This is a genomic window from Janthinobacterium sp. FT14W (genome assembly GCF_009208755.1).
Taxonomy (GTDB): Bacteria; Pseudomonadota; Gammaproteobacteria; order Burkholderiales; family Burkholderiaceae_D; genus Janthinobacterium; species Janthinobacterium violaceinigrum.
Map to the genome: position 1 here is coordinate 1 of NZ_WFLL01000041.1, position 25,240 is coordinate 25,240.

Below are 25,240 nucleotides of genomic sequence, written 5' to 3' on the forward strand. Positions count from 1 at the left end.
CGCGGGCGGCGGCGCGGGCCGCCTGGGTGGCGCGCATTTCCGCCAGGCGCGCCGCGATGCGTTCGGACAGGTCGACTTCGGCCGCTTCTTCCTTCTCGCGCGCCGTGGGCGCGACGACGACAGGCGCCTTGGCCTCCTTGCCCTTGACCGATTCGCTCAGGGTTTTCATGGCGGCCGCGCGCGCCGACGCCGACATGGGCGCACTCGCCGACGCGGATGCGGCGGCGGCCGCCGCAGCGGGGGCATCTTTGGCGCTTGCCATGGCCGCCATCGCGGCAAGGCTGCAAGCTAACAGGGCGCTCAAATGTCGCATGGAAATCCAGAAAGTGAGAATACCCTCTGGTTTACGGCTGGAAAGCAACAAAACTTGAATCAGCGCGGGAGGAAAACGGAAACGGCGGGGAGAACAAGCGGATCCGGGGCCCGCTGCGGACTGTGCCGCAGCGCGCTTGCCCCGGATCGACGGGGCATCAGGCCGACTTGCCGACCATGCGTTTGTAGAGTTTCCACAAGCCGCCCAGTACCACGGGCACGACGGCGGCGCCGACACCGATCAGCACGATCAAGGTCAGGTGGTCGCGGATCCACGGGATATTGCCGAAGAAGTAGCCCGCCGTCACCAGGCCCACCACCCACAACAGGGCGCCCGTCACGTTGTACATCTGGAAGCGCGCATGCGTCATGTCGGAAATGCCGGCCACGAAGGGGGCGAAGGTGCGCACCACCGGCACGAAGCGGGCCAGGATGATGGTCTTGCCGCCATGCTTTTCAAAGAACTCATGCGTGCGGCGCATGGCATCCTTGTTGATCCAGCGGTAATCGTGGGTAAACACCCTTTGCCCGATGGCCTCGCCTATCCAGTAATTGAGCGTATTGCCCGTGACGGCGGCCGTCACCAGCAAGGCAATCAGCAAGCCCAGGTGCATTTGTCCCGTCGCGCAAAACGCGCCGGCGATGAACAGCAGGGTATCCCCAGGGAAGAAAAACAGGACCACGAGGCCTGTCTCGCAAAAAATAATGGCAAACAGCACCGCATACACGAGGGTACCGTACTGCTCGATCAAGAGACCCAGCGTCTTGTCGACATGCACGATCATGTCGAGGAATTGCACAAAATCCATATATTTTTCCCTAAAGGTAGCGGCGGAATCATACACCACCCGGCCGGCGCAACGGCAGTCCCCGGCCCGATATTTCAGGATTAATTATGCGGCGCCCGTGCGCGTGTGGCATTTTAAGGAAAGGTTAAGGAAATCCGCCCGCCAACCTGCTCAGGCCCGTTTCCCCGCCGGCATACGCGCTTAGGCCCACGCAATGTTTTTCCAACGAAATATTGCCATTCCGGTATACACTTTCTGACCGGCGCAACCCGCGCCGACCAGGAGAGAACAGGAAAGAACATGCGTCTGCATCCACTCAATGGCCTGACCATGGCCACCGTGCTGGGCCTTGCCCAGCTGTCCGCCCATGCGGCGCCCGTGCAGATCAAGGCGCCCGCCGAGCTGCCCGCCAAGGCGACCTTGGCCGACGCGATCAAGGCGTCGCAACCGTCCGACTGGCGTTCGCTGGACCCGGACAACACCCTGTACCTGGAAATTCCCGCCGGCCGCGTGGTGATCGAACTGGCGCCCGACTTCGCGCCGAAACACGTGGCCAATATCAAGGCCCTGGTGGCCGAACAGTATTACGACGGCCTGGCCATCACGCGCGCGCAGGACAACTGGGTGGCGCAATGGGGCGATCCGGACGAAAAAAATCCCAAGCCGATCCAGCATGCGCGGCGCACCCTGCCCGGCGAATTCACCGTCCCCCTGAAAAACATCAAGAGCTTCACGCGCCTGCCCGACGCCGACGGCTATGCGCCGCAGGTGGGCCACTCGAACGGCTTCCCGTCCGCGCGCGATCCGAAAACCGGCACGGCCTGGCTCACGCATTGCTATGCCACCGTGGGCGTGGGCCGCGACAGCGCCAGCGACAGCGGCGGCGGCACGGAGCTGTACGCCGTCATCGGCCAGTCGCCGCGTCACCTGGACCGCGACATCACGGTCGTCGGCAGAGTCGTCTCCGGCATGCCGCTGCTGTCCACCCTGCCGCGCGGCACGGGCCCCATGGGCTTTTATGACAGCCCCGAGAAAAACGTGCCGATCAAGGCCATCCGCCTGGCCGCCAGCGTGCCGCCCGCACAGCGCGCCAATCTGGAAGTGATGCGCACGGACAGCGCCGCCTACCAGGCCGTGCTGGAAGCCCAGCGCCACCGCGGCGGCCCGTGGAGCAAGGTCACGGCCGGCCACATCGACGTGTGCAATGCGCCGATACCGGTGCGGGAAGTGGGGAGTAAATAAAGACCAAGGCTGGGGGCAGACCCCCGGATACGTTGGCGCCAAATCTTGCGTTAGCGGTGTTGAGGGTCTGACCCCAAGTGCGTAGTCGCTACGCTTTGCGCTGGCGGCGTTGAGGGTCTGACCCCGGTATAATTACCGCATGAACGCTCCCATCACGCCCCACCGCCCGATCCAGGCCCTGCCTGACCAGTTGATTTCGCAAATCGCCGCCGGCGAGGTGGTCGAGCGGCCATCGGCCGTCGTCAAGGAGTTGCTGGAAAACGCGCTCGACTCGGGCGCCACGCAGATCACCGTGCGCCTGGAAGAAGGGGGCGTGAAACGCATCGCCATCACCGACAACGGCCGCGGCATCGATAAAGACCAGTTGCCGCTGGCCCTGGCGCGCCACGCCACGTCGAAGATCGCGTCGCTGAGCGACCTGGAGAACGTGGGCACCCTGGGCTTTCGCGGCGAGGCGCTGGCCTCGATCGCGTCGGTCGCCGCCGTCACCCTGACGTCGCGCACGGCGGATGCGGCCCACGCGTGGGAAATCGTCGGCTCGCACAATGGCAGCGTTTCGCCGTCGTCGGGCGCGCACGGCACCACGGTGGACGTGCAGGACCTGTATTTCAACACGCCCGCGCGGCGCAAGTTCCTCAAGTCCGAGCAGACGGAGTACGGCCATTGCGCCGAGGTCGTGCGCCGCATCGCCCTGGCGCGGCCCGACGTGTCGTTCTCGCTGTCGCACAATGGCCGCACCATCGACCAGTGGAATATCAGCGAACTGGCCAAGCGCAGCGCCCACATCCTGGGCAATGACTTCGCCGAAGCGCGCCTGGCGCTGGACGAATCGGCCGGCACCCTGCGCCTGCACGGCTTTGCCGGCTTGCCGACGGCGTCCAAGGCGCGCGCCGACGGCCAGTTCTTTTATGTCAACGGACGCTTCGTGCGCGACAAGCTGCTGGTGCACGCCGTGCGCATGGCGTACCAGGACGTGCTGCATGGCGACCGCTTCCCCTCGTACGTGCTGGCGCTCGACCTCGACCCGGCCCTGGTCGACGTCAACGTGCACCCGTCGAAGATCGAAGTGCGCTTCCGCGACAGCCGCTCCGTGCACCAGTTCGTCTTCCACGCCGTGCAGCGCGCGCTGGCGCAAACGTCGGCCACGGCCTTCGGCAGCGTGCCGGCGCCCCTGCCGGCCGCCTCCACCCTGAGCGGTGATACTGCGGGCGCGGGTTTGGGCGGCCCTGGCATCTGGCGCCGCGAACAGACGCAAACCTCGTTCGGCGCGCAGTTTACGAATACCTTCGCCCCGGCCACGCCGGGCGCGGCCCGCCCGTTCTTTGCCGACGCGCCCGGCGTGGCCCAGGACACGGCGGCGTACGGCGCCCTGTTCGGCGGCGCCGCTGCCAGTTCTCCCATCACGCAGGTGGAACCGTACATCGCCTCGCCCGAAGCGATAGCGCGCGAAGAATATCCGCTGGGCTTTGCCCTGGCCCAGCTGCACGGCATTTACATCCTGGCGCAAAATACCAAGGGCCTGGTGCTGGTCGACATGCACGCCGCGCACGAGCGCATCCTGTACGAACAGCTGAAAAACGCGCTGCAGGCGCAGGTCTCGGGCCAGGACATGCAGGTGCAGTCGCTGCTGATCCCCGTGACGTTTTATGCGGACGCCATCGAAGTGTCGACGGCGAATGAAAACCAGGACACCTTGAAGGCGCTGGGCTTCGATATCGCCGCCCTGTCGCCCACCACCCTGGCCGTGCGTTCCGTGCCCACCCTGCTGAAAACCGCCGACGCGCAGACTCTGGCGCGCGACGTGCTGCGCGACGTGCGCGAATACGGCGGCTCGCGCGTGCTGATCGAGCGCCAGAACGAATTGCTGGGCACCCTGGCCTGCCACACGGCCGTGCGCGCCAACCGCATCCTGTCGGTACAGGAAATGAACGCGCTGCTGCGCCAGATGGAAAGCACGGAACGCGCCGACCAGTGCAACCATGGCCGGCCGACGTGGGTGCAGGTGGAGATCAACGCGCTGGACAAGCTGTTCCTGCGCGGCCAATAAAATTCCGGGGTCAGACCCGACGGGTCTGACCCCAGCCTTTGCCTTGGGGCTCCCATCGCAAGTACATCAAAAAGTATCATGAAAAACACCCCACACCTCCCCCTGGCCGTCGCCATCATGGGCCCCACGGCCAGCGGCAAGACGGCCAGCGCGCTGGCCATCGCGCAAGCCATTCCGTCCGAGATCATCTCCGTCGATTCCGCCCTCGTCTACCGGGGCATGGATATCGGCACGGCCAAGCCGACGGCGGAAGAACTGGCGGCCGTGCCGCATCACCTGATCGACATCATCGATCCGCTGGACGCGTATTCGGTGGCGCAGTTCCGCAACGATACCCTGCGCCTGGTGGCGGAGATCTCGGCGCGCGGCAAGCTGCCGCTGCTCGTCGGCGGCACCATGCTGTACTTCAAGGGCCTGGCCGATGGCCTCGACGACTTGCCCGGCGCCGATCCCGCGCTGCGCGCCCAGCTGGAAGAGGACGCGGCCGCCATCGGCTGGCCCGCCATGCATGCGCGCCTGGCCCGGCAAGACCCCGTCACGGCGGCGCGCCTGGCGCCGCAGGACGCGCAGCGCATCGGCCGCGCCCTGGAAATCATCGCCCTGTCCGGCCAGCCCATGTCGGCCCTGCTGGCCCGGCGCGAAAAGACCGTGCTGCCGTTCCAGCTGCAATCGTTCGCGCTGGAGCCGTCGGACCGCGCCGTGCTGCACGCGCGCATCGCCACGCGCTTCGACCTCATGCTGAAAAATGACGCCCTGCTCGACGAGGTGGAACAGCTGCGCCGCCGCGGCGACCTGCATCCGGGCTTGCCGTCGATGCGCTGTGTGGGCTACCGCCAGGCCTGGGATTACCTCGATGGCCGCATCGACCGCGCCGCCCTGCGCGAGACGGGCATCATCGCCACGCGCCAGCTGGCCAAGCGTCAGCTGACCTGGCTGCGTTCCATGCCCGAGCGCATCGTCATCGATTGCCTGGGTGCCGATCCGGCCAGCGCCATGCTGGCGCAGATCGCCCCTTCGCTGACATAAGCCTCGCCACGCGACAACCGGCCAGGCGCTAGGCTCGACTTAGGCTACGCTCCATGCCCGAGCGCATCGTCATCGATTGCCTGGGTGCCGATCCGGCCAGCGCCATGCTGGCGCAGATCGCCCCTTCGCTGACATAAGCCTCGCCACGCAACAACCGGCCAGGCGCTAGGCTCGACTTAGGCTACGCTCCATGCCCGAGCGCATCGTCATCGATTGCCTGGGTGCCGATCCGGCCAGCGCCATGCTGGCGCAGATCGTCCCATTGCTGACATAGCCCTCGCCACGCAACAACCGGCCAGGCGCCAGGCTCGACTTAGGCTGCGCTCCATGCCCGAGCGCATCGTCATCGATTGCCTGGGTGCCGATCCGGCCAGCGCCATGCTGGCGCAGATCGCCCCTTCGCTGACATAAGCCTCGCCGCGCAACAACCGGCCAGGCGCCAGGCTCGACTTAGGCTACGCTCCATGCCCGAGCGCATCGTCATCGATTGCCTGGGTGCCGATCCGGCCAGCGCCATGCTGGCGCAGATCCAGCCACTGCTGCTGCCGTTACAAAAATAATCATGCCTGCGCTGGCGCGTGAAAAATCCGCACATTTTTTTGCGCCGGCATTGACAAGGAAATGGGAAGACTGGATAATGCTCGGCTGTTGGGTGATATAGCTCAGTTGGTTAGAGCACAGCATTCATAATGCTGGGGTCGGTGGTTCAAGTCCACCTATCACCACCAAAGAATAGCGATCAGGTTTTTCCTGGTCAAAACGAGCATCCGGTCTGACCGGTCTGTCTGGTGATATAGCTCAGTTGGTTAGAGCACAGCATTCATAATGCTGGGGTCGGTGGTTCAAGTCCACCTATCACCACCAAGAATTAGCAGCATTGATGAACCCGCCCTGCCCCGTGCAGCGGCGGGTTTTTTCATTTCTGGCGCCGCCCCGCGTGCGGCCTGTACGCAACACCTGGCCCCTCCCCATGCATTGGGGATTGTGGCAAGCCGCCACTGGCGCTTACAATGAGAATAATTCTCATTCATATTATTCATCGCCCATGTCCGCCATCCAGCCCAGCCTGCAACAGCAAGTGCATTCGCTCTACAGCGAGCATCACGGCTGGCTGGTCGGCTGGCTGCGCAAAAAACTCAGCTGCCCGCACGGCGCGGCCGACGTGGCGCAAGACACGTTCGTGCGCATCATCGCCTCGCGCGACGCGCTGTTCGGCATGCGCGAGCCGCGCGCCTATCTGTCCACCACGGCGAAGCGGCTGCTGCTCGACCGCGCGCGCCGGCAAGTGCTCGAGCGCAGCTACCTGGCCGAACTGGCCCTGCTGGCCGACAGCCTGCCCGGCGCGCCGTCGCCGGACGAGATCCTGATGGCCGTGCAGGCGCTCGAACAGATCGCCGCGGCGCTGGCGGGATTATCCGCCAAGGCGCGCGCAGCCTTTTTGCTGCACTACCTGGAAGAACAGCCGCAGGCCGCCGTCGCCGCGCAACTGGACGTCTCCACGCGCATGGTGCAAAAATACCTGGTGCAAGCCTTGCTGGCCTGCCGCCACGCCTGCCCGGGCATGGCAGCATGAGCCGCGGCGCCATGCACGGCCAGCGCGCCGACGCCATCGCCGAACAGGCCGCGCACTGGATCGTGCGCCTGAGCGCCGACGACCCGGCCGAGCGCGACACCGCGCAAGCCGGCTACGCGGCGTGGAAGGCGGCCGACCCGCTGCACGCGACGGCGGCCGCCGGCATGGAAAACGTATTGCGTCAATTGAACGCCGTGCGCGAGCCGGCCGGCGGCGATCACCGCCCTGCGCGCGCGGCGCTGGCCGCCTACCGCGAAGCCCTGCTGCTCGTGCCCGCTGCGCCCGATGCGCGCAACGGCGCCGCCGTGCTGCACGCGCAGCTGGGCCAGCTGGAAACGGCGCGCACCATGCTGCAGGCACTGGCGCAGGAGGCGCCCACGGCCAGGACCTACAACAACCTCGGCTACGTGCTGTACCTGCAGGGCGATTACGCCCAGGCGGCGGACGTGCTGCGCCAGTCGCTGCAGCTAGACAATGGCCAGCAGCCGGCGCGCGCCAACCTGGCGCTGTCCATCGCGGCGCTGGCGCGCAGCGTCGGCACGGTCGATGCCGCCGCGGACGCCATCGAAGCCGACCTGGCGCCCGCGCCCGTAGCCACGGCACCGGCCAGCCGCCTGCAGCTGACGCAATTGCAGCCCAATATCTTTGCCCTCAGCTGGCGCGATGCGCCCGTGACCGCGCAAGCGGCCTTGCCGCCCCCCGTCAGGCGGACAGCGCCGGCCGCAACGCTGCCCCGGCTGGAAGTCATCAACGGCAATGGCGCAACAGGACTGGCGGCGCGCATGCGCGGCATGCTGGGCGGCATGGGCATCAGCGTGCTGCGGCTGGGCAACCAGCGGCCATACGCGGTCCAGGCCAGCAGCATCGTCTACCGCCCCGGCCATGCGCAGGCGGCGGCCACCCTGGCCCTGGCATTGGGCGGCATGCCCCAGCTGCAGGCCACCGGCGACAGCGGCATCGGCGCGGGCGCAGACCTGCGTTTATTGCTGGGCAAGGATGCGGCGGCCAGCCTGCGCGCGCCGGACGTGCGCCTGGCATCGAACACTGCGCCGTGACACGGTATCAGCGCGGCAGCAGGCGGCGGTCGGCGGGATCGAGCAGGAAACCCTGCAGGATATCCTGCAGCTGGGGCAGCTTTGCCACGCAGGCGGGGATGCCCAGCTGGCGTGCGCCGAAGTAGTGGGCGATGATGTCGCCCTGCTGTTCCATGTTGAAGTCGGACAGGATGCCGCCCGCCTGCGCATCGTAGCGGTAGGCGCGCTGCCGGATATAGCCGCCGCAGAGCGCCAGCAGCATGCCATGCAGCAGCACGCCGTAGCCGAGCTGGTACTGCCACACGTGCACCATTTCGTGGATGAAGAACAGCTTGCCGCCGTTGCCCTCGCGCGAAAAATCGTCGCGGTACTGGGCCGGCATGAAGTGCAGGCTGCCGCGCGGCGTCATCGCCGTGTTCTGGTCTTGCAGGCCAAACGGTAAAAAGGAGCCGCGCACCACGCGCACGCGCGCGTAGTCGATGGCGTCGCGAAAGACGCTGCGGGCCATGGCGGTTTCGCCGATGGTCAGGGGGCGGCGCAAGACGCGCATGAGAAATGGAGTAAACAGCGCGGCAGGCATGCAAGCCTGCCGCGCCGCTACCGATTAGACCGAGCGCAGGCCGCTGGCTGCCTTGGCGATTTCCGTGATGCGGTCCCAGTTGCCGGCCGCGATCGCGTCTTTCGGCGTCAGCCACGAACCGCCCACGCAGGCGACGTTCTTCAGCGCCAGGAACTGCGACGCCGTCTCTTGCGAGATGCCGCCCGTCGGGCAGAACGTCACGTCCGGCAGGGGGCCGTAGATGGCGTTGAGCATGCCGATGCCGCCGGCCGGCACGGCCGGGAACAGCTTCAGCTGCTGGAAGCCGTTTTCACGCGCCGCCATCACTTCGCCGGGCGTCATCACGCCAGGCAGCAGGGGCAGGCCGCTGCTTTTCGCCGCCGCCACCAGGGCGGACGTCAGGCCAGGCGAGACGCCGAACACGGCGCCCGCATCGCGCGCCTGGGCAAATTCCTCGGGACGCGTCAAGGTGCCCACGCCGACGATGGCGCCCGGCACTTCCGACATGGCGCGGATCGCTTCCAGGCCGTGCTTGGTACGCAAGGTTACTTCCAGCACGCGGATGCCGCCCGCCACCAGCGCGCGCGCCAGCGGTACGGCGTGGTCAGGGTCGTCGATCGCGATCACGGGGATCACGCTCGAGGTGCGCATAATTTCCAGTAGTGTCATGGTCATCTCTTATTTCCTAGCCAAAAAGTCTTCATCGGAACCGGGCACAGTATCGCCGACATTGTCGGCGTCGTGCAAGGCGACGGTGGTGGGAATCGGCGACGGCAGGCCGAAGGTGGTGGCACCCTCTTCCGCCGCGCTGACGGTGGAACGGAACATGGAAAACAGCTCGCGGCCCATGCCGATGTGGTTCGGCGACAGATCTGCCGTGACCAGCGAACGGGCATGCCAGACGTCGGCCGGCACCAGCGCCTCGAGCACGCCCGTAAAGGCGTCGAGGCGGATGATGTCGCCGTCGCGCACCAGGCCCAGGGGGCCGCCGGCGAGGATTTCAGGCGATACGTGGATGGCGGCCGGCACCTTGCCCGACGCGCCCGACATGCGGCCATCGGTGACCAGCGCCACATGGCGGCCCGCATCCTGCAGGTTGGCCAGCGCCGGCGTCAGCGCATGCAGTTCCGGCATGCCGTTGGCGCGCGGGCCCTGGAAGCGCAGCACGGCAACGAAGTCGCGGTCCAGCGAACCGGCCTTGTAGGCGGCCATGAAATCTTCCTGCGAATTGAATACCAGGGCAGGCGCTTCCACCGCGCGGTGCTGCGGCTTGACGGCCGACACCTTCATCACGGCGCGGCCCAGGTTACCGGCCACCAGGACCATGCCGCCGTCCGGCGCGAACGGGTTCGAGGCGGGGCGCAGCACGCTTTCGTCGGCGCTGGCGGCCGGCGCATCCTTCCAGAAGACCTTGCCGTCTTCGCCCAGGAACGGTTCCATGCAGTGCGCGCGCAAGCCGTGGCCCAGGATGGTATTGACGTCTTCGTGCAGCAGGCCCGCGTCCAGCAGTTCGCGGATCAGATAGCCCGTGCCGCCGGCCGCGTGGAAATGGTTGACGTCGGCGTCGCCGTTCGGGTAGATGCGCGTGAGCATAGGCACGATGGCCGACAGCTCATTGAAATCGTTCCAGTCGATGACGATGCCGGCCGCCTTGGCAATGGCCACCAGGTGCAGGGTGTGGTTGGTCGAACCGCCCGTGGCCAGCAAGCCCACGACGGCGTTGACGATACATTTCTCGTCGACGATATGGCCAACTGGCAGGTAATTGGCGCTTTGCGCCGTGATGCCGGCGGCGCGCTGGGCGGCAGCTTTTGTCAGCGCATCGCGCAGCGGCGTGTTCGGCGTGATGAAGGCGGCGCCCGGCAAGTGCAGGCCCATCACTTCCATCAGCATCTGGTTGCTGTTGGCCGTGCCGTAGAAGGTACAGGTGCCCGCGCCGTGGTAGGCTTTCGACTCGCCTTCGAGCAAGTCTTCGCGCGTGGCCTTGCCTTGCGCATACAGCTGGCGCACCTTGGCTTTTTCCTGGTTCGACAGGCCCGACGTCATCGGACCGGCCGGCACGAAAACGGCAGGCAAGTGGCCGAAGTGCAGCGCGCCGATCAGCAGGCCCGGCACGATCTTGTCGCACACGCCCAGGTACAGGGCCGCGTCGAACATATTGTGCGACAGCGCCACGGCCGTCGACATGGCGATGGTGTCGCGCGAAAACAGCGACAGTTCCATGCCCGGCTGGCCTTGCGTCACGCCATCGCACATGGCGGGCACGCCGCCGGCGAACTGGGCGACGGCGCCCACTTCGCGCACGGCCTGCTTGATGATCTGCGGGAAGCCTTCAAACGGCTGGTGCGCCGACAGCATGTCGTTGTACGAGGATACGATGGCCACGGAAGGCTTCTTGTATTCCTTCAGCGACAGCTTGTCGTTGGCGGGAAAGGCGGCAAAGCCGTGCGCCAGGTTGGTACACGACAGGGCGCCGCGCTGCACGCCCTGGATGCGGGCTGCATCCAGATGCGCCAGGTAGGCGCCGCGCGATGGCCGGCTGCGCGCGATGATGCGCGCTGTTACGGAGTCGACTACTGGATGCAGCGTCATGGGATTTCCTTAAAAATGAGTATTTCGTGAAATTTTACTACAAAATGGTGAAGGAGAAGCACTCTTGCATGGACCAACAACACAAATAAGCCACGGATTGGGGCTTTTCAGAGCAAACCCGGGCAATATCGCGTATCGGCACCCGCCCACCCCTTCCTTATATGCCGCTGGCACAATCGCTAAAAAAAGCACAACAAAATCAGCGTCACGACACAAACTGTAGTGAAATTACGTTTTTCTGATGTATTATTCTCATACCAACGCCGGCACCCCGTTCGCCACGACGAACGCGCCGCGCTCCTTTCAACCGAGACAAGCACCCAAGCCGACCGCCATGCGCCAGCCAGCACCTACTCCTGCCATCACCGCCACCGCCAGTTTCCAGTCCCTGCAAGCGCATGGCGCCAGCCTGCGCGACGTGCATCTGCGCCAGCTGTTCGCCGCCGATCCCGCGCGTTTCTCCAGCATGACAGTCGATGCGGCAGGACTGCTGCTCGATTACTCGAAGAACCGCGTCGACGCCACCGCCATGGCGCTGCTGATGGACCTGGCCCGCGAACGCGGCGTGGAAGCGCAGCGCGAAGCCATGTTTACGGGCGAGAAAATCAATCTTACCGAACATCGGGCCGTTCTGCATACGGCCTTGCGCGCGCCGCGCGGCACGCAGCTGGTCGTCGACGGCCAGGATATCGATGCCGACGTGCACGATGTGCTGCAACGCATGAAGGCATTCACGGACAAGGTGCGCAATGGCAGCTGGCTCGGCTACACGGGCAAGCCGATCTGCGACATCGTCAATATCGGCATCGGCGGCTCGGACCTGGGCCCGAAAATGGCTTGCCTGGCGCTGCGCTCCTACGCCAACCCGGGCCTGGAAATGCACTTCGTGTCCAACGTCGACGGCCACGACATGGAAGCGACCCTGTCCAAAGTCGATCCGGAAACCACCTTGTTCATCGTTGCCTCGAAAACCTTCGTCACCGCTGAAACCATGCTCAACGCCAACACGGCGCGCGCCTGGTTCCTGCTGGAAGGCGAAGAAAAAGATCTGGCCCAGCATTTTGTGGCCGTTTCGACCAACACGCAAGCGATCGTCGACTTCGGCATTGCGCCGGAAAACATGTTCCCGTTCTGGGACTGGGTCGGCGGCCGCTATTCCGTCTGGTCCTCGATCGGCCTGGCCGTGGCCCTGTCCGTGGGCTTCGCATACTTCAGCGATTTCCTGGCCGGCGCGCATGCGATGGACCAGCACTTCCGCCAGGCCCCGCTGGAACAGAACATGCCCGTGGTGCTGGCCATGGTGGGTTTCTGGAACCGCCAGTTCCTCGATTGCGGCTCCGTCTCCATCGCGCCCTACCACCAGGACCTGAGCCGCTTTGCCGCCTACCTGCAACAGCTGGACATGGAAAGCAACGGCAAGCGCGTCACCAAGGATGGCCAGCCCGTCGACGTGCCCACGGGGCCCGTCATCTGGGGCGACTGCGGCACGAATGCGCAGCACGCGTATTTCCAGCTGCTGCACCAGGGCACGGACATCACGCCCATCGACTTCATCGCCGCCCTGCGCGCCACGCACGACTTGCCTGGCCATCACGACGCCCTGCTGGCCAACTGCTTTGCCCAGTCGGAAGCCTTCATGACGGGCAAGACGGGCGAGGAAGTGCGGCTAGACTTGCAGGCGCAAGGCTTGCCGGAAAGCGAAATCGAAGCGCTCGTGCCGCACAAGACTTTCCCCGGCAACCGCCCCAGCAACACCATCCTGATGGACCAGCTGACCCCGACCACCCTGGGCGCCCTGATCGCGCTGTACGAACACAAGACCTTCGTGCAGGGCGTCTTGTGGAACGTCAACAGTTTCGACCAGTGGGGCGTGGAACTGGGCAAGGTGCTGGCCAAGAAAATCCAGGCCGAACTGACGGGCGAAGCCCGTCCCGACCACCATGACAGCTCGACCAATGGCTTGATCGCGCTGGCGCGCGCAGCCAAGGCGGCGTATTAAGGAGATCAATGAATATTTACGAAATCAAGGTAGTCAGCGACCAGCCCATGCAAGTGGGCGAATGTCCGCTGTGGCATGGCAAGGAAGCGGCCCTGTACTGGGTCGACATCGATGGCCGCGCCGTGCACCGCCTGCACCCGGCCAGCGGCAAGCACGAGCAATGGAGCATGCCGACGGAACCGTCGGCCCTGGCCATCAACGCCGGAGGCGGCCTGATCGTCGCCCTGCGCAGCGGCTTTGCCCACCTCGACACGAAGACCGGCAGCTTGGCGGAAATCGCCCCGGCGCCGTTCGACATGACCACCACGCGCTTCAACGATGGCAAGGTCGACCCCGCCGGACGCTTCTGGGTCGGCACCATCTTCGAGCCGCGCAGCGCTGACGCTGCAGAAATGTTCGTGCTGGAAAAGGGCCATGTACGCAAGGTGTGGTCGGGCGGCATGACGGTGTCGAACGGCCTGGGCTTTTCCCCGGACAAGCGCACCATGTACCACTCGGATACCACCACGCACCGCATCGACCGCTTCGACTTCGACACGGCCACGGGCGCCATTTCCGAACCGCAGCCGTTCCAGCGCTTTTCCATGGACAAGAAAGCGCTTGATTACGGCGGGCGCCCGGACGGCGCGGCCGTCGACAGCGAAGGCAATTACTGGTCGGCCATGTTTGAAGGCGGCAAGATTTTGCGCTTTGCCCCCGATGGCCACCTGCTGGGCGAAATTACCGTGCCCGTGCGCTGCCCCACCATGGTGACGTTTGGCGGTCCCGACCTGCGCACCCTGTACATCACCAGCGCCAGCCACAACCGCTCGGCTGCCGAAATCGCCGACTACCCGCTGACGGGCCACGTGCTGTCCGTGCGCGTGGACGTGGCAGGACAGCCGGAAACGCCGTACCAGGCGTAATCGTTGCACGCATAAAAAAGCGCCGCAACCCGCGAGGGTCCGGCGCTTTTTCATTCAGGCTGGGGCAGGCGCAGGTCGGATTAGCGCGCCAATACCTTGCGGATGGTTTCCGCCAGTTCCGCCGCGACGAATTTCGCCACATAACCATCGGCGCCCACGCCCTTGACGTGGTCTTCGTTGGTCGAGCCCGTCAGTGACGAGTGGATCACCACGGGGATGCTGGAAAAGCGCCCATCGTTCTTGATGTTGCGCGTCAGGGTAAAGCCATCCATTTCCGGCATTTCCAGGTCGGTCAGCACCAGCGCCACCTTGTCTTTTGCCGTCTTGCCTTCCGTTGCCGCCTGGGCCGAGATCGCCTGCAGGCGCTCCCATGCTTCCTTGCCCGTCTTGGTCATGATGAAAGGCACGCCCATCGCTTCGAGGCCCTTCTCGATCAGCGAGCGGGCCAGCGAGGAATCGTCGGCAGCCAGGATCACGGCGCCGGCAGGCAGGCGCACTTGCGGGCCGATGCTGTTTTCGTCCACATCGGGATCGCCCGACGGCAGCACGTTGCGCAGGATCTGCTCCACGTCCAGTACTTGCGCCAGGCGCGTCTTGTCCGTGTCGCCATCGAGGCGCGCGATGCTGGTGACGAGGCCGCCACCGACGCTCGATTCGGCCGACAAGACCTGGTTCCATTCCAGGCGCACGATTTCATCGACCTCTTCCACGGCAAACGCCTGTGTCGAGCGGGCAAATTCCGTCACCATCAGGATTTTCAAGCCATTGCTCTTGCAGCCGACCGCCATCGGCAAGTCGATCACGGGCACGATCTGGCCGCGGATATTGACCACGCCCAACATGTGCGGGTGCGATCCAGCCACCGCCGTGATGGCCGGCATTTCCATGATTTCACGTACTTTGAACACATTGATGCCGAATAGTTCGCGGCTGGTCGAGTGATCGCTGGTGCCCAGTTTGAACAGGAACAGTTCGAATTTGTTATTGCCTGTCAGGCTCGTGCGTTCATCGACATCTTGCTGCATTGAATTCATTGTGTCCCCTTGAGCCGTCTTGTAAAGTTAAGTCGCCTGCCCGTGATGCTGCGGACAGTGCGGACTGCACGTCGCATGGACGTCGGATGGCGGGTTCGGGGCATGGCCGGCGCTAACGGTGCAGTGTATATCGTACAATTTCTTACAACCAATAGTTGCTATCGATTTCAGCTTGAATTATACGGTTTTTTACTTTCTTCAAAGCTACTTTACGCTGCCAACGGCTATCCTGGCAGCATTTCTTGACTTGCTTGTTGCTACAGCGCAAATGATGACGGAGAGAATCGGAAATTTCCCAGGCAACCATGGTTGCTTTGAAAAGCCCAGGGCAAGCAGGACGCTGCGCCGGGGCCGGCGAACGGCATATAATGACCATCGCGGCGCCGCTGGCAAGAAGACTGGGCAAAACTGCGACGGCAGCGGATGGAATGTAGTAAAATTTCTTGCAATTGCCTGTTCTACGTAGTAAATTTACACCACCGATTATAGTAGCGACAGACTGGCACTTCCGGTCGGCCTCCTCCCCGCTCCGGCTCTTTTACTTTTGCGACGACACTCACTTATGGCACTTACCGATTTTGACCTGGTCCTGTTTGGCGGCAGCGGCGATTTAGCAATGCGCAAGTTGCTGCCTGCGATGTATGCGCGCGACGTCGCGAACGATTTGCCGCCGACGGCGCGCATCATCTGCGTGGGCCGCCAGGACAGCGGCCAGGAAGCCTTCTTGAAAATGGTGGAAAGCAACTCGCGTCCCCATATCAAGGCCAGCACCCTGAATGCCGCCACCTGGAGCAAATTCTGCGCGCGCATCGTGTATGTGTCGCTCAACGCCAGCGATGCGGCAACGTACGCGCCGCTGGTCGAAGCGCTGCGCGGCGATGCCGACCTGACGCGCGTGTACTACCTGGCCACGCCGCCGCACCTGTTCGCGCTGATCTGCGACAACCTGGAAGACAATGGCCTGGTGACGCCGAATTCGCGCGTGGTCCTGGAAAAACCGCTGGGCCGCGACCTGGCCAGCGCCAAGCAGATCAACGCCGAAGTGGGCAAGGTCTTCCAGGAATCGCAGATTTACCGTATCGACCATTACCTGGGCAAGGAGACCGTGCAGAACTTGCTGGCCCTGCGCTTCGGCAACGTGCTGTTCGAGCCGCTGTGGCGCCGCGAATGGATTTCCGACGTGCAGATCACCATCGCTGAAAAACTGGGCGTGGGCAACCGCATGGGTTACTACGACACGTCGGGCGCGCTGCGCGACATGCTGCAAAACCACTTGCTGCAACTGCTGTGCATCGTCGCCATGGAACCGCCGACCTCGATCGCGCCGGACGCCGTGCGCGATGAAAAGCTGCAAGTGCTGCGTTCGCTGAAAAAATTCACGCCCACCACGCTGGCGCAAAACATCGTGCGCGGCCAGTACCGCGCCGGCCACGTGGATGGCGTCACCGTGCCGAGCTACCGCGACGAGCCGGACGCGCCCGAACATTCGCGCACCGAGACCTTCGTGGCGCTGAAGGCGGAAATCGACACCTGGCGCTGGGCCGGCGTGCCGTTCTACCTGCGCACGGGCAAGCGCATGGCCGACAGCCTGGCCGAGATCGTCGTGCGCTTCAAGCAGATCCCGCACTCGATCTTCAACCAGCCCACGTCCAGCTTCCAGCCGAACTGCCTGGTGATCCGCTTGCAGCCCGACGAAGGCTTGCGCATGAACCTGATGGCGAAAACCCCGGGCGATGGCATGCGCCTGAAACCGGCGGAACTGGAACTTGATTTCCGCGAATCGTTCAAGACGCCGCGCATGGACGCCTACGAGCGCCTGCTGCTCGACGTGCTGCGCGGCCAGCTGACCCTGTTCATGCGCGGCGACGAACTGGAAGCGGCCTGGGAATGGGTCGAACCGATTCTCGACAACTGGGAACAGAACGACAGCGCGCCGATTCCATACACGGCAGGCACCTGGGGCCCGGCCGCGGCCAGCGCCCTGATCGGCCGCGACGGCTTGCAGTGGCGTGAAGAGGCATTGCCAGAGGATTAACAGGCAAGACAAGGGCCTGCCCGTATATCAGGGCAGGCCCTTTACCTATCTCCACACTCTTGAACACCTACCCAGAAGACTACCCTGATGCTGCTTGACTCCATCCGCACCCAGCTCGATTCGCTCTCCAAGTCGGAGAAGAAGGTCGCGCTGGCCGTGCTTGACCAGCCGAACCAGACGGTCAGCCAGAACATCACGGCGCTGGCGAAGAGCGCACAGGTGTCGGAACCGACCGTGGTGCGCTTTTGCCGTACGCTGGGCTACGACGGCTGGCACGAATTCAAGCTGAAGCTGGCGCAGGGCCTGGCCCTGGCCATGCCGGGCGCGAACGAGCAGCCGGCGCAGGACGACCTGGCGGCCGACCTCGTGAATAAAATCTGCAGCCGCTCGATCAACACCCTGCTCGACCTGCGCAACAACCTGAACCCAGAAGCGATCCAGCGCGCGCTCGACATCCTGTCGCGCGCCAGCAAGATCGAATTCTATGGCCAGGGCACGTCGGGCATCGTGGCGGCCGACGCGCAGCACAAGTTCTTCCGCTCGGGCGTGCCGACGGTGGCCTACAGCGATCCGAACATCCACAGCATCGCGGCGGCCCTGCTGCGCGGCGGCGACTGCCTGGTGGCCATCTCGCAGCGCGGCAACAGCCCCGCCTTGGTCCGCTCCGTGAAACTGGCGCGCCGCGGCGGCGCCGACGTCGTCGTGCTGGCCCCGTCCGGCACGCCGCTGGCCGACCTGGCCACGGTGCTGATTCCCATCGACCTGGTCTTCAACACCGACCCCTACACGCCCATTTCAGCGCGCCTGGCCTACCTGGTGGTGATCGACGTGCTGGCCGTCGGCCTGGCCCTGCAACGGGGCCCGGAATTCCGCAAGAAGATGCAGAATGCGCAGAAGGCGCTGCAGGAATTCGACATGCAGTTCGACTCCTTCATCGGCTGATCGCCCTCGGCGCCAGCCTCGCTGGCGCCCCTCCCGTTCACCAGAGACATCAAGGCATATCGGCCGGTTTTCCCGAATGGAGAATAGGATGAATTTTGCTAGGCCCTCCGGCATTTGACACAACCACTCTCACCTCATCATTCGCAAAAAAATGCATATAGATATCTCCTGGCCTATCGTATTTTTCCACTTCCACCATTTTTTCTTTAATAATATGCTGTAGTCCGTCCGGCATATCCCACCGCACCAGGACGTTCATTCCCGGATACCACACACGAGGAATGGATGTGCAGCAAATATTGGCAAGTCCCGCCCCCCATCTGGCCATATTTCCCCCTCCCGCCCCATCCACCGATGCGGAGTAAATATACTTCCCCGTATGATTGACGATGCCCACCTGCGCCGTCGCGGTAGGACTTGGACCGGCTTGCTCAAGCTGCCTGCCCTTGAACGCGCAGCCGCTCAGCAGCAAGGCGGTGCCAAGATACATCATCCATTTCATACTTTTCCTTTCGGCTCCAGCCGCGCTGAAATCACGCCCTATGCGAGCGCCTCTGCCCGCGTTGCATGGCGCTGCTGCGCCAGGTAAATCTCTTCATCGGCTTTAGCCTGCGCAATATCCTGTGTTAAGTTTTCACTCCACACGAATTTTTCGGGTGCTTCTTCCGCCTGGATGCCTGCCGTCGGCATGCGTTGCAGTTCCTTCTCGTGCACGCTTTTCCGGAAAAAGCCGCTTTGCGGGTAGTAGCCACGGCGCAAGATATAGCCGCCACCCTCGCGACGCGTATAGGTTTGCGTGGTGATCACCGCGCTGCGCATGTCGGCGCTGTCGGCATCCGTACGGATCGGATAGGGAGTGCCGTACTGCGCTTCCTTGACCAGCGTCTCCTCTTCCGGCGTCAATGCTTCGCCATTCTTCTGTTTCAGTTGCGCGGCTTCGGTCTTCCGGCTCAGTTCATACGCGCGTTTATAAAAGCCTTTTTCAGGCGGTTTATCGGCGAACGAGGCGATCTTGGCCCGTTTATCATATTCCGTCACTTCGCCCGCCATATAGAATCCGGCCAGGGAATCGTGTACATAGTCGTCAAAAAAACGCATCACTTCGGGCGGCAGCGGTTTGGGGTGATCGAATATGTCGAGCGCCCACGCCTCCCAGTCATCCAGCGGTGTATGATTTTGCGCGCGATAGTATTGCCAGTGATTGATGCGCGCAATATCCCGGGCGCTGAACGGTTTCTCCTCATCGCCATGACGAAAGGCCTTGCGTGCGCGCAGCGCTTCCAGATCGCCTGCCAGCAGGCGGTTGTAGGAACCCAGATCCTCCCGCTCCTGCGCGTTGGCCGCCTTGAAGCTGTCCGTGGCTTCCAGGGTCTTGACACGCACGGCGCGCCAGCGGTAATACAGCTCCATATGCTTGCTCAGCAAGGCGCCTTGCTTGTTAAGCTCGGCGGTATATGCTTCCCATGCCTTGGCAAGCTCTTGACTGACCTGGAAATCATCTCGGTCCGTTGCCTCCAGTTCACTGAACGGTATCAAGGGCACGCCATTGATACGCGCCTCCTTGAACATATGTGCCAGCGGGATTTGCGACAACAAGGCCGCTTGTCCGCCACGCCCCTTTCCCTGCTCGCCCGGACCATAGCCGCCTCCCACGTCCGAGTGCACACCAGGAAAATACACTTCCTCGATTTTCCCTGTCAGGCGCGTGACGGGAAAATTCATGCGCTGCTCATGCGTGGCAATGCAATGTAAACCTGCCTGAACGCAGGGAGGCAGCGGCTTGAGCAATTCATTGGCCCAGGCCCAATGGCCATCGAACATCGCGCCAGGCGCGATCGTGGTTTTCGCTACAGACGCCGAGCTGCCCACGGTTGCCACCGTATCGAAGACGCCGAGAAAATCGATGCTGGCCTGAATGCCGGCAAATTCCTGCACCTCACCTTTGCCCGGCGTGAGCAAATCGGCAAACAGCTGGCAGAATGCCACCGCCTCGGCGGCGCCCCGCGAAAAACCGAACACGGACAGGGTCAGCGATGGAATATGCGGCTTCGGTTGTGCCGCGATCGCGGCTTTTAACTTTTCGATATGCTCAGCGAACCAGTCAGAGTGGGTCATGAAACGCTCTCTGCCGGTTGAGGGATGCGGCACCTTTTTGTGGCCTACGGCATTATCATAAGTACGGGCAAGTTCGCCAGCCTCATCTGATTCATACAGAAACTTACCAACAAGAGTCCGATGAACTGCATTTAAAACCTGCAATAACCCCCATATAATACGCGGCTGCCCTCCTTTGGCAAAAGCCTTCCCCTCGTCCGATTCAGTCAATTCACCAATTTCCTTAAATGGCGTTCCGACGCCAGGAATATAATATCGAAAATAACCGGCACCCCGCTTATCAGATGGAAAACTCGAAAATAGCCGCGCCACATTGCTATGACTGGCGCTATTGGCGTCGACTACAACATTACTTATAGGAATAGGCTTCTTTGTTTTCGGGTCGAGCACGCCTGTCCTAACCCCATTCCTATCGCGCTCCAGATTATTATTGGTTCCATCAAAGAAAAGTCCAACCCTCACTGGAATACTGCACGGCGCGCTATCTTTCTTATCACATGCCTCCTTGGCAATTTTTGATTGTTCTTTCGTCGACGGATTTAAAAAAATATTGACGGGAAACGGTGCGGAATGGGGAGTTTCACTGATCATAATATCAAGGAATATTGGCAGGTTTTCCGGAATGAAGAATAGGATGATTTTTACTATCGCCGTCCACATTTGACACAACGACTCTCACCTCATCATTGGGGAAGAAATGCATATAGATATCCCCTGGCCTATCATATTTTTCCACTTCCACCATTTTTTCTTTGACAATATGCGTATGTTCTTCCGGCATATCCCACCGCACCCGAACCATCATTCCCGGATACCACACTCTCGGGATAGAGGTACAACAGATTTCTGCCCCCCCCGCTCCCCATCTGGCCATATTGGCGCCTCCCGCCCCATCCACCGACGCGGAATAAATATACTTCCCCGTATGGTTGACAATACCCACCTGCGCCGTCGCGGTAGGACTTGGGCCGGCTTGCTCAACCTGCCTGGCCTTGAGGGCACAACCGCTCAGCAGCAAGGCGGTGCCAAGATACATAATCCATTTCATGATTTTCCTTTTATCAAAGTAAGCAGTTGAATGAACAAGGCTAGGCAGCCGAGCGCGCCTGCCAGAAATCGTCGGGCAGCGTGTCGAGCTCGGACAGGTAATTCGCCCCCTGGCGCGTTCGCCGCAACAGGCTGGCCATCGCTGGATGCGAGGTGAAATCGTCGGCCAGCATCAAGGCCAGGGCGCTGAAATGCTGACGCTGGCCTGCCGCCTCGATGCCGCTGGCGCTTGCCACTAGTAAATGACGCGCCACGCGCGCGTGGCACTGGGCCGGGGTACCGGAGTGAAACAGGTCCGGCTGCACATCATGCAGATTGGCCAGGATGGCATCGGCCTCGGCCGTGTCGACCAGTGCGCCAAAGGCGGCATCGCTCAAGGGGAATTTATCGAAGTCCGCAGGGGCAGGACTGGCTTGTGCCGCCCCCTGCCAACTGAGCAGCGAACCATCGCGCTGCACCGACCACCAGCGGTAGATGGGACTCAGCAAATGCGCATATTGGGTTTGCGTCAAGGCCGCCAGCAAGGCCGGCAATGTGCGGCTATCGGCCCAGCGCACGGGCCATTCGACGGTGTCTGACGTGATGGCAATCAAATAGGGGCGCAGATGCTGCTCCAGACCGTCGATATCGAGCGTACTTGCGATGATGCTGAGCATGGGCTTGCCTGCGCACAGCGAGAACAGGCGCTGCAGCCACTCGGCCTGCTCGCTGCTTGCCTGTGGCGCCGCCATTAAATGCGGGGCGGCACTCTTGAAGTTTTGCAGCGAGGTGTGCGCATACAGCGACTGGCGCCGCAGGCGGCTCGGGTAGCGCTTGGTAAAAAACTCTTCATCGCAGGCGCCGTCGAGCAGCGCCAGCAGGTGCAAGGGCTGGCCGCCGTTCGTCACCGCCGCCTCCGCACGCAAGGCTTGCACTTGCTGCGCGACCAGCGCTGGAACTTCCGGGTCGGGAACATCGATGGCAAAGTACATCAGGATTCCTTTCTAGGCTGCCGTGGGCGCGACAAATGGGCTACCGCTACGCAACGCCGCCAGCAAGCATGCCTTGCACACGCTGGCCGGCAGCGCCGGCAACGGATAAGCCATCCGCTGCGGCCCGCTAAAACTCTTCTTGCCGGCATGCACCGTGATCTTGCCCGGGCACTGGATGGTGATATTGCCGCCCTCGAGCGTGATATTCGCCCCGCCCGCCGTCGACAGGCGGATGCTTTTTGCCGCCGCCCAGTCGATGTGCGCCGTGGCGCTGACCACATGGACGTCGTCGCGCGCCTGCACCTTGAGCACGTCCGCCTGCGCCTGCAGGTCGATGGCTTGTTTGGCGGCGATCAGCTGCAGGCCGATATTGTCCTCGCCCGCCTTGACCACGCCGCCCAGGGTGCCGATGGCCTGGCCCGCGTGCACGCGCAGCTGGCCGCCGCCGACAAATTGCGTATCGAGTCCGCTCATCAGCGACACGGTTTCGCCGTTCGCCAGCTGGATGTCCTTGCCGGCCAGCACGCCCAGCCCCGCGCGGGCGGCGATGGCGATGATGGCGTCGCTGCTGTGCGGCAGCTTGTCGTCGCCGGGACGGGTGGGCTTGGCGGCCGCGTCGCGCCTGGCGGCGGCCGTATCGTCCTGGCTCAGCATGCCCGAGGCTGTCGTCAGGAACGCGGCCAAGGGCGCCGCCTTCTCGTCGAGCACGCTGGCATCGGCCCTGGCCGCGCCGAGGTGGCCCGCATACGCCACGGTCTCGTGCGTGACGGCGGCGGCGCTGAAGGTTGCGCCCAGCTTGGCCGCCTGCTTGAGCAAGACCATGCCCGGCGCATTGTCGCCGGCCGGGTCGCGCGCCTGCGCGTCATGGTTGACGAGATAACTGGAAATCAGGAGTCCGGCCCCGGCCCGCACGGCGCCGTAATCGTCGGTGCGCAGCTCGGCGCCCGTGCCGCGCAGGCTGCCCCGGTAATTGTCGGCCGCATGCACCAGGTGGCCCAGATTGAGCTCGCTGGCGCCATGGCTGCTCTTGAGCTGGATGCGCCCCTGCTGGTCCGTGTCGTCGAACAGCAGCTGGTTGTAGCCGGCGCCGGCGCCGGCGCCGCCGAATTCCTTGCTGCGGATGCCCCATTGCGCCGCGCCGTTGCGGTGGCTGGCGGCACCGCCTGCCGCGCCATGCCACAAGGGACTGTTGCCGCCCGCCACATTGCCCTGCGCCGACGGGACATGGTCGCGCGCGGGGTCGAATACGCCCGCATCGGACGGCTGGTCGGCCACGCCGCCCGGGGTCGGCGCGACACCGCCCTCGCCCTGTCCGTTGTACAGGGCGCCGACGATGATGGGGCGGTCGATATCGTTTTCCAGGAATTGCACCAGCACTTCCTGGCCGATGCGCGGCAAAAACTGGCTGCCCATGCCGCCGCCGGCCGAGCGCTGCGCCACGCGCACCCAGCAGGTGGCATTGCCGTCCTGCTGCCAGTGAAAGCGGATGCGCACCCGGCCCAGCCTGTCGCAATGGATCTCGCTGCCGCCGCTGGCGCGCGCGCCGCCATCGGGCCCCACCACGATGGCGCTCTGGCTGCCGAAGGCCGTGGGTTTCGGGTGATGGCGCGCATCGCCGTCCACACCGCTTGGCCGCCATGGCGTAGCCGCGGCTATCATCTCGACGCCGTTGGCATAACCGCTGGCTTGCGCCTGCGCAATGACAGCGGGGAAGTCGGGCAAACCCTGCCCCAGATCGGGCATCGTTTCTTCCAGCAATGGCGGCAAGGGACCAAACAGTTCAGCCAGTCCGGCAGCCGCGGCCGACGGCAGATTGTTGACGCCGACGCTGGCCACGCGCAGCACGACATAGGCGGGCGACGCATCGCCAGCTTGCTGCAACGGCCCCTGCGTCAAGGTAAAACGGGTGCCGGCGCGCAGGGTGCGCACGGTGGAGCGCGCATGCCACACGTGGGCGCGCGCTTCGTGCGACTGCATCTGCAATTCGGCGTAGCGCCGGGCCTGGGCCCCGTTCGCATACCAATATTGCCCAGGAGCATCATAGCTTTCCAGCGCGGGCGCGTTCTGGCCGCCAACGGCCTGCCTGGCCGGCACGCTGGCCGCCACGGCCTTCTTGGCCTTGTAGTCATAACTGAGCACGGTGGAGATTCCCGCATGCAGGCTGCGCCGCGCATACAGGGCTTGCACCGTGTCGCCCGGCTCGCCGACCCTGGCGCCGTGAAAACGCAAGCCGCCCCCCTGCGCGCTGCTGGCGTCTTCCGGCGTGGCGCACGTCTGGCTGCTGTCGGCGAACAACACCAGCCACTGTTCGCTCTCCTGCTGCTCGAAGCGCCAGGCCAGCCCTTCTTCGCTCAGCAGGCGGCGAACAAAGTCGAAATCGGATTCGCGGTACTGGCAGCAATAGCTGCGCTCGCCCGCGCCCTGCATGAACGGGCCCGATTCATCGCTCCAGCGCCAGCGCGCGTGCGGCGCATAGGCTGAGAATACCTCGTCGACGATGGCGCTCACGCTCTTGTCTTGCCAGACGCGGCTGTTACGCACCTGCGTCAGCAGCCACAGCCACGGCGTCAGGCGCAGCCGGTAGCGCGCCAGTCCGCCATTGCTGCCCAGCATGGCCGCTTCGCTGATATAGCCGGAAAACGGCATGCGCGTGCCGTCGGCCAGGCTGATGTGCAGGCTGGCCGGTTGGCCCAGCAGCGACGCCAGCGCCACATGGGCACTGGTGGACAGGGCGATGATGTCGCGCGCGCCGACCGCCTGCAGCCGCTCGTCGCTGGCAAACGCTTCGACCAGCAAATCGGCGGCGTCCGCTTCCTGCCCCTGGCCGCCGATGGACAATGCATATAGCCTGGTCGCGCCGTTGAAGGCGGCCAGGGCGCTAACGATCTCTTGTGTCAAAGGATGCTCTTCATCTGGAGAGTGGCTGGTGGCGCCGTACATTAGCCATCAGAACAATGTGCAAATTAAACAAGTCCAGACAATTATGCGCGAGTTCTCAAAAAAGCAAGATTCAATTGAG

The 25,240-nt window shown here is 63.6% G+C and carries 19 protein-coding genes, 2 tRNA genes and 1 pseudogene; 11 read left to right on the forward strand and 11 right to left on the reverse strand.

Features of this window, described 5'->3' with window-relative positions; genetic code table 11:
- Positions 1 to 262 (reverse strand): annotated as a pseudogene (locus GCN74_RS22265) (carbonic anhydrase family protein); the annotation flags it as partial.
- A 208-nt stretch (positions 263 to 470) separates the two neighbouring features.
- Positions 471 to 1,121, reverse strand: a complete 651-nt coding sequence (locus tag GCN74_RS22270) for a VTT domain-containing protein (RefSeq protein WP_070223029.1) — start codon at positions 1,119 to 1,121, stop codon at positions 471 to 473.
- A 279-nt stretch (positions 1,122 to 1,400) separates the two neighbouring features.
- Here GCN74_RS22270 and GCN74_RS22275 point away from each other — a divergent pair, with 279 nt between their 5' ends.
- The 7 genes from GCN74_RS22275 (at position 1,401) to GCN74_RS22325 (ending at position 8,043) form a co-directional block, all read left to right on the forward strand.
- Complete coding sequence (locus GCN74_RS22275) at positions 1,401 to 2,342, forward strand: peptidylprolyl isomerase (RefSeq protein ID WP_152258706.1); 942 nt, start codon at positions 1,401 to 1,403, stop codon at positions 2,340 to 2,342.
- A gap of 139 nt (positions 2,343 to 2,481) precedes the next feature.
- Entirely contained in the window at positions 2,482 to 4,389 is a 1,908-nt protein-coding gene (gene mutL, locus GCN74_RS22280; RefSeq protein WP_152258707.1) for a DNA mismatch repair endonuclease MutL, read from the forward strand.
- A 78-nt stretch (positions 4,390 to 4,467) separates the two neighbouring features.
- Complete coding sequence (gene miaA, locus GCN74_RS22285; RefSeq protein WP_152258708.1) at positions 4,468 to 5,415, forward strand: tRNA (adenosine(37)-N6)-dimethylallyltransferase MiaA; 948 nt, start codon at positions 4,468 to 4,470, stop codon at positions 5,413 to 5,415.
- 651 nt (positions 5,416 to 6,066) lie between these two features.
- Positions 6,067 to 6,143 (forward strand) — tRNA-Met (locus GCN74_RS22310).
- A gap of 59 nt (positions 6,144 to 6,202) precedes the next feature.
- A tRNA-Met gene (locus tag GCN74_RS22315) sits at positions 6,203 to 6,279 on the forward strand.
- 181 nt (positions 6,280 to 6,460) lie between these two features.
- Positions 6,461 to 6,988: a sigma-70 family RNA polymerase sigma factor gene (locus GCN74_RS22320; RefSeq protein ID WP_152258710.1), complete on the forward strand. Its 528-nt coding sequence runs from the start codon at positions 6,461 to 6,463 to the stop codon at positions 6,986 to 6,988.
- Entirely contained in the window at positions 6,985 to 8,043 is a 1,059-nt protein-coding gene (locus GCN74_RS22325; RefSeq protein WP_152258711.1) for a LytR C-terminal domain-containing protein, read from the forward strand. The genes GCN74_RS22320 and GCN74_RS22325 overlap by 4 nt, the downstream gene beginning before the upstream one ends.
- 7 nt (positions 8,044 to 8,050) lie before the next feature.
- On the opposite strand, the gene GCN74_RS22330 is transcribed toward GCN74_RS22325, so the two are convergent.
- From GCN74_RS22330 to edd, 3 genes are read right to left on the reverse strand one after another with little or no spacing between them, the layout of a single operon-like run.
- Positions 8,051 to 8,602, reverse strand: a complete 552-nt coding sequence (locus GCN74_RS22330; RefSeq protein WP_152258712.1) for a hypothetical protein — start codon at positions 8,600 to 8,602, stop codon at positions 8,051 to 8,053.
- A gap of 24 nt (positions 8,603 to 8,626) precedes the next feature.
- Positions 8,627 to 9,256, reverse strand: coding sequence for a bifunctional 4-hydroxy-2-oxoglutarate aldolase/2-dehydro-3-deoxy-phosphogluconate aldolase (locus GCN74_RS22335; RefSeq protein ID WP_152258713.1), 630 nt, complete (start codon positions 9,254 to 9,256; stop codon positions 8,627 to 8,629).
- 3 nt (positions 9,257 to 9,259) lie between these two features.
- A complete protein-coding gene (gene edd / locus GCN74_RS22340) occupies positions 9,260 to 11,173 on the reverse strand; it encodes a phosphogluconate dehydratase (protein WP_152258714.1) in 1,914 nt (637 codons plus the stop codon).
- Between the two features lie 334 nt (positions 11,174 to 11,507).
- On the opposite strand from edd, the gene pgi reads away from it, so the two are divergent.
- A complete protein-coding gene (pgi, locus tag GCN74_RS22345; protein ID WP_152258715.1) occupies positions 11,508 to 13,172 on the forward strand; it encodes a glucose-6-phosphate isomerase in 1,665 nt (554 codons plus the stop codon).
- 8 nt (positions 13,173 to 13,180) lie between these two features.
- A complete protein-coding gene (locus GCN74_RS22350) occupies positions 13,181 to 14,077 on the forward strand; it encodes an SMP-30/gluconolactonase/LRE family protein (protein WP_152258716.1) in 897 nt (298 codons plus the stop codon).
- An 80-nt stretch (positions 14,078 to 14,157) separates the two neighbouring features.
- Here GCN74_RS22350 and GCN74_RS22355 read toward each other — a convergent pair whose 3' ends face one another.
- On the reverse strand, positions 14,158 to 15,111 hold the full coding sequence (locus GCN74_RS22355; RefSeq protein ID WP_152258717.1) for a chemotaxis protein: 954 nt from the start codon (positions 15,109 to 15,111) through the stop codon (positions 14,158 to 14,160).
- A 562-nt stretch (positions 15,112 to 15,673) separates the two neighbouring features.
- Between GCN74_RS22355 and zwf the strand changes: the two genes are divergently transcribed.
- Both zwf and GCN74_RS22365 read left to right on the forward strand, forming a co-directional pair.
- Positions 15,674 to 17,146 carry a glucose-6-phosphate dehydrogenase gene (gene zwf / locus GCN74_RS22360; protein ID WP_152258718.1) on the forward strand — a complete coding sequence of 491 codons (1,473 nt, stop codon included), beginning with the start codon at positions 15,674 to 15,676 and terminating at the stop codon, positions 17,144 to 17,146.
- A gap of 87 nt (positions 17,147 to 17,233) precedes the next feature.
- Positions 17,234 to 18,088 (forward strand): SIS domain-containing protein, encoded by an 855-nt coding sequence (locus GCN74_RS22365; RefSeq protein ID WP_034750862.1) that lies wholly within the window; start codon positions 17,234 to 17,236, stop codon positions 18,086 to 18,088.
- A gap of 49 nt (positions 18,089 to 18,137) precedes the next feature.
- Here GCN74_RS22365 and GCN74_RS22370 read toward each other — a convergent pair whose 3' ends face one another.
- Genes GCN74_RS22370 through GCN74_RS22390 form a run of 5 tightly spaced genes read right to left on the reverse strand, consistent with a single transcriptional unit; the run spans position 18,138 to position 25,119 of the window.
- The gene (locus tag GCN74_RS22370) at positions 18,138 to 18,590 is read right to left on the reverse strand and encodes a DUF3304 domain-containing protein (RefSeq protein ID WP_152258719.1); all 453 of its coding nucleotides are present in this window, start codon (positions 18,588 to 18,590) and stop codon (positions 18,138 to 18,140) included.
- A gap of 38 nt (positions 18,591 to 18,628) precedes the next feature.
- Complete coding sequence (locus GCN74_RS22375) at positions 18,629 to 20,863, reverse strand: T6SS phospholipase effector Tle1-like catalytic domain-containing protein (protein ID WP_226939168.1); 2,235 nt, start codon at positions 20,861 to 20,863, stop codon at positions 18,629 to 18,631.
- Positions 20,799 to 21,251 carry a DUF3304 domain-containing protein gene (locus tag GCN74_RS22380; RefSeq protein ID WP_152258720.1) on the reverse strand — a complete coding sequence of 151 codons (453 nt, stop codon included), beginning with the start codon at positions 21,249 to 21,251 and terminating at the stop codon, positions 20,799 to 20,801. Before GCN74_RS22380 ends, GCN74_RS22375 begins: the two co-directional genes overlap by 65 nt.
- A 40-nt stretch (positions 21,252 to 21,291) precedes the next feature.
- Entirely contained in the window at positions 21,292 to 22,221 is a 930-nt protein-coding gene (locus GCN74_RS22385; protein ID WP_152258721.1) for a DUF4123 domain-containing protein, read from the reverse strand.
- A gap of 12 nt (positions 22,222 to 22,233) precedes the next feature.
- Complete coding sequence (locus GCN74_RS22390) at positions 22,234 to 25,119, reverse strand: type VI secretion system Vgr family protein (protein ID WP_226939169.1); 2,886 nt, start codon at positions 25,117 to 25,119, stop codon at positions 22,234 to 22,236.
- Positions 25,120 to 25,240: the final 121 nt, after the last annotated feature.